Source organism: Synechococcus sp. R8-2 (genome assembly GCF_047461715.1).
Lineage (GTDB): Bacteria > Cyanobacteriota > Cyanobacteriia > Thermostichales > Thermostichaceae > Thermostichus.
Genome location: NZ_JANSHQ010000012.1, coordinates 1 through 5091, shown reverse-complemented (window position 1 = coordinate 5091; position 5091 = coordinate 1). Strand labels below are relative to the sequence as shown.

Sequence of the window (5091 nt, the reverse complement as noted above, 5' to 3'; positions counted from 1 at the left end):
GGCGCGGGTGGCTGTGTACGTGGTGATGAACATCGAGCACTTCACCTTTGGCAAGCTGGGCACGGCCATTCAACCCCATCTCACCAGCTCCCCTGAGATCGCCAACTATGGCTGGCGGGACTACGGCAATCGGGTGGGCATTTGGCGCTTGTTTGAGCTGTTTGCCGAGCTGGGGATCCCGGTGACGGCGGCCTTGAATGCGGAAATGGTGGATCTTTACCCCCCCATCATCGAAGGGATCCGCCAATACGGCTGGTCGGTGCTGGCCCACGGCTGGAACAACTCCACCGGCCACAGCGGCCTGGCCCGTGACGTCGAACAGGAGCTCATTGAGCGCAGTTTGTCCCTTTTGGAGAAGGTGTCGGGATCCCGCCCTTGGGGCTGGCTGACGCCGGGGTTTTCCGTTAGCGAGAACACCTTTGACCTGCTCAAGGCTGCCGGGATCCGCTACACCACCGACTGGGTAAACGACGACCAACCCTACTGGCTGCAGACTGCCGCCGGCCCTCTCTTGGGGATCCCCTACACTCTAGAGGCCAACGACATCAGCCTTTGTCTGAGCGCCCGCCTGCCGGCAGAAGCCTTTGCCCAAGCCCTCATCGACCAGTTTGATCAACTGTGGCAAGATGGGGAACGCTCCCCCCGCGTCATGGCCATCGGCCTACATCCTTTCATTGTCGGGCAGCCTCTGCGGATGGGATCCCTGAAAAAAGCCTTGCAGCACATCCAATCTCGCCCTCACACTTGGCTCACCACCGGGGATGGCCTCTATGACTGGTATGCCCAAGCCTGCCCTGCGCCTGAGATGGCCTGACAGGATCCCAGTTCCGGATCCCTGGCCAGGGCGGAAAAGGGGGTCTTTTGGCTTTGTGCCGATTTTGTCTTGTCTGGAGCTGTTCATCGTGGCTCTGGAAGTGACAGCATAGGCGGTGAAGCCACCTTCAGCAAAAGGGCTTGGCCATGCGCATGGGCAGACTCAGTGGGATCCTCCTGCACCCCACCTCGCTACCGGGGCCATTTGGTATCGGCGATCTGGGGCCATCGGCTTATCGCTTTGTGGACTTTCTGGTGGAGAGCGGCCAACGCCTCTGGCAGGTTCTTCCTCTTGGGCCGACCGGCTGGGGCAACTCCCCCTACATGAGCTTTTCCTCCATTGCCGGCAACCCGCTGCTCATCAGCCCGGAGCTATTGGTGGGGGCCGGTTGGCTAGAGCCCGACAGTTGGCAGGACCTGCCCCAATGGCCAACGATCCAAGCCGGATCCGCCGAGCGGGTGGACTACGAAACCGTGATCCCCTTCAAGCTGGGCCTGCTGCACCGCGCCTGGGCTACCTTCAAAGAAAAAGCTTCCGGCCCCGATTGGGAAGCTTTCCAAGCCTATTGCGCTGCCGAGGCCGACTGGCTGCCGGACTATGCCCTGTTCATGGCCCTCAAGGATGTGTACGGCGAGCAAGAGTGGAACCAATGGGATCCGGCCTTGGTGCGACGGGATCCGCCGGCCCTGCAAGAGGCTCGCGACCGCTATGCCGATGCCATTACCGAGCAGATGTTTTGGCAGTATCTGTTCGCCCAGCAGTGGGGATCCCTAAGGGAGTATGCTCATCGGCATCAAGTGCGGCTCATTGGGGATGTGCCCATCTACGTTGCCCCCAACAGTGCCGACGTGTGGGCCAACCGGGAGCTGTTTCACCTGGATGAACGGGGACAGCCCTTGCAGGTAGCCGGTGTGCCGCCGGACTATTTCAGCCCCACCGGGCAACGCTGGGGTAACCCCCTCTACAACTGGGAGGTGCTCAAGGCTCGCGGCTACGACTGGTGGATCCGGCGCATCCAGGCCATCCTCAAGCAGGTGGACTGTGTGCGCATCGACCACTTTCGCGGCTTCGAGAGCTACTGGGCCATTCCAGGCGATGCAGAAACGGCTGTGGAAGGGGAGTGGCAAAAAGGGCCGGGGGCAGATTTCTTTCAGACCCTGGCCGACAAGTTGGGGGAAATCCCGGTGATTGCCGAAGATCTGGGAGACATTACGCCGGAGGTGTTGCAACTGCGGGATCAATTTGGCTTGCCCGGCATGAAGGTGTTGCTCTTTGCCTTCGGCTCTGGGCCCGATAACCCCTATTTGCCCCATGCCTATGAGCGCAACTTTGTCGTTTACACCGGCACCCACGACAACAACACGGTGGTGGGTTGGTTTAATGACCCGGATCGCTCGGAGTGGGAAAAACAAAACCTGCTGCGCTATTTGGGCTGCCAGGGATCCGAGGGCATCCATTGGGATCTCATTCGCCTAGCCCTTGCTTCCGTAGCCGATCTGGCCATCATTCCCCTGCAAGATGTGATGGGCTTGGGGGCAGAGGCGCGCATGAACTTCCCCGGCACCACCGAGAACAACTGGGCCTGGCGCTACCGCGAGGACATGCTGCGGCAGGACATGATCCAGCGGCTGGCCGAGATGAGCGTGACCTATGGGCGCATCTCTCCCCATGATCTAGAACAACGGCGGGCGGCCCTGGCCCAGGAACGGGCGGCTGCAGCAGCCCCAAGAAGCCATTCCCAGGCAGGTTCTACTCAAGCGCTTGCGCCTTAGCCAGGAACTCAGCCACTGTCAGGGATCCCAGCTCCTGTCCATGGCGCTGGCGCACGCTCACTGTTCCTGCCGCTTGTTCCTGTTCCCCCACGATCAGCATGAAGGGGATCCGGGCCTTCTCGGCATTGCGGATTTTCTTCGGCAAACGATCGCTGTCGGCATCGATGTGGACGCGGATCCCCTGCTCTCGCAGCTGATCCCGCACCTGGGTGGCATAGCCCAAATACTGATCGGAAACGGGCAAAATGCGCACCTGTTCCGGGGCCAGCCAGAAGGGAAAATCCCCAGCGTATTCTTCGATGAGGATCCCAATCAGCCGCTCCAGCGAGCCAAAGGGAGCGCGGTGGATCATCACCGGGCGTTGCCGGGATCCGTCCTCAGCTACGTATTGCAGATCAAAGCGCTGTGGGTTTTGGTAATCCACCTGCACCGTGCCCAGTTGCCACTCCCGATCCAGGGCGTCGCGGAAAATAAAATCCAGCTTTGGCCCATAGAAGGCTGCTTCGCCGATCCCTTCAAAATGGGGCATCGAGAGCTTCTCTACAGCGCGACGGATGGCATTCTCGGCCCTGTCCCAGTCCTCAGGGGATCCCAGATATTTGTCCGACTTGGGATCGCGGAAGCTGAGGCGGGCGCGAAAATCCTTGAGCTTGAGCTTATCGAAAACCACCAAAATGAGATCGACAACCTTGAGAAACTCCTCCTCCAATTGATCGGGGCGAACAAACAAATGGGCATCGTCCACCGTGAAGCCACGCACTCGCGTCAGACCTCCCAATTCCCCCGATTGCTCATAGCGATAGACGGTGCCGAATTCGGCATATCGTAGGGGCAAATCGCGGTAGGATCGCAGCTCGGATTTGTAGATTTGGATGTGAAAAGGACAGTTCATCGGCTTCATGACAAAGCCCTGTTCGGCTGCGCGATCCTGCTCATTCTCCGCCATCATGGGGAACATATCTTCCCGGTACTTTTGCCAGTGGCCGGAGATCTTGAACAAGTCCACACGGGCAATATGAGGGGTAACCACCGGCAGGTAGCCCCGCTTGAGCTGCTCCTGCTTGAGAAAATCCTCCAGCACCCAGCGTAGGGTAGTTCCTTTCGGAGTCCAAAGGGGCAAGCCCGGACCCACTTCATCGGAAAACAGGAAGAGACCCAGTTCTTTGCCCAGCTTGCGGTGATCCCGCCGTTTGGCCTCCTCCAGCCGCCGCTTGTATTCCTTCAGCTCCTCTGGAGTTTCCCAGGCGGTACCGTAGATGCGTTGGAGCTGCGGCTTGGTCTCGTCCCCCCGCCAATAGGCGCCGGCCACACTGAGCAGATCGAAAGCTTTGGGGTTGAGCTCTTGGGTGTTTTCCACGTGGGGACCGGCACAGAGATCCCACCATTCATTCCCCAAGTGGTAAATGCTGATGACCTCCCCTTCGGGAATGCTGTCTAAGATCTCCAGCTTATAGGGTTCGCCGAGGGCTTCGATGCGGCGCCTGGCCTCTTCACGGCTCACCTCCTCGCGGATCACCGGCAGGCCCTTTTTGATGATTGCCTGCATCTCTTTTTTGATGCGATCCAGATCTTCCGGCGTGAAGGGCTCGGGATGGTCAAAATCGTAGTAGAAGCCGTAGTCGGTTGTGGGGCCGATGGTCACCTGGGCCTTGGGAAACAGCTTTTGCACCGCCATAGCCAGGACATGGGAAGTGGTGTGGCGGATGCGCTCCAGTTTGGGAGACTCGTGAGTGCGCAGCAGTTTGAGGGTGCTGTTGGCCTTCTGAGGTGATTCGGCTGGCTGAGACATCGGAACCTGCTTCGACAACAAAGAAAGAACAGTGAAGAAATGGATATCCGTGTCCCTATCTTAGGCTGGGGCGAGAACGGCAGGGATCCCCAGCTAATCAATTCCCCTGTTTGCCGAGTCAACCGCGAACCTCACCTCACGACTCGGCCCGGAACAAGGGGGGAAAGTACACAGTATCCTAAAGGGGTTGACCCCCTTACCCGAGCCATGATCTCTTCGCGCACCGACTTCACGGAATGCCCTGTCGCCTCTGCTCCCCCAGTTTCCGAAACCGGCCCGGCTTCTCGTCCTGAATCTTGGGCTGCCCCCGTTCTGGCCGCCATCGATGTGGGCAGCAACTCTCTCCACATGGTGGTGGTGCGCATCAATCCCCGTATCCCTAGCTTCACCATCATCTCCCGCGAAAAAGCCACCGTGCGGCTGGGGGAGTTTTGCAACCAGACGGGCGCCCTCACGCCTGCAGCCATGGAGCGGGCCCGGACGGCTCTGGAGCGGTTTTGCCGCATTGCTGAGAGCTTTCAGGTGCAGGATATTGTTGCCGTGGCTACCAGTGCTGTGCGCGAGGCCCCCAATGGGCTGGAGTTTTTGAAGCGGATTGAACGGGAGCTGGGCCTGCGGGTGGAGTTGATCTCGGGGCAGGAAGAGGCCCGCCGCATTTATCTGGGAGTGCTCTCGGCGATGGAGTTCCACAACCGGATGCACGCGGTGGTGGATAT

General features: G+C 59.6%; 4 protein-coding genes. 3 read left to right on the top strand and 1 reads right to left on the bottom strand.

Features of this window, described 5'->3' with window-relative positions:
• A partial coding sequence (locus NW819_RS00290; protein WP_414412543.1) for a polysaccharide deacetylase family protein occupies window positions 1-814 on the top strand: 814 nt, incomplete at its 5' end.
• A gap of 146 nt (window positions 815-960) precedes the next feature.
• Window positions 961-2586: a 4-alpha-glucanotransferase gene (gene malQ, locus NW819_RS00285; protein ID WP_414412542.1), complete on the top strand. Its 1626-nt coding sequence runs from the start codon at window positions 961-963 to the stop codon at window positions 2584-2586.
• Here the strand turns inward: malQ and thrS are convergent.
• Window positions 2564-4375 (bottom strand): threonine--tRNA ligase, encoded by a 1812-nt coding sequence (gene thrS, locus NW819_RS00280; RefSeq protein ID WP_414412541.1) that lies wholly within the window; start codon window positions 4373-4375, stop codon window positions 2564-2566. The genes malQ and thrS overlap by 23 nt on opposite strands.
• 207 nt (window positions 4376-4582) lie before the next feature.
• Here thrS and NW819_RS00275 point away from each other — a divergent pair.
• Window positions 4583-5091 (top strand): Ppx/GppA phosphatase family protein (locus NW819_RS00275; RefSeq protein WP_414412540.1); only part of this gene is annotated, 509 nt, incomplete at its 3' end.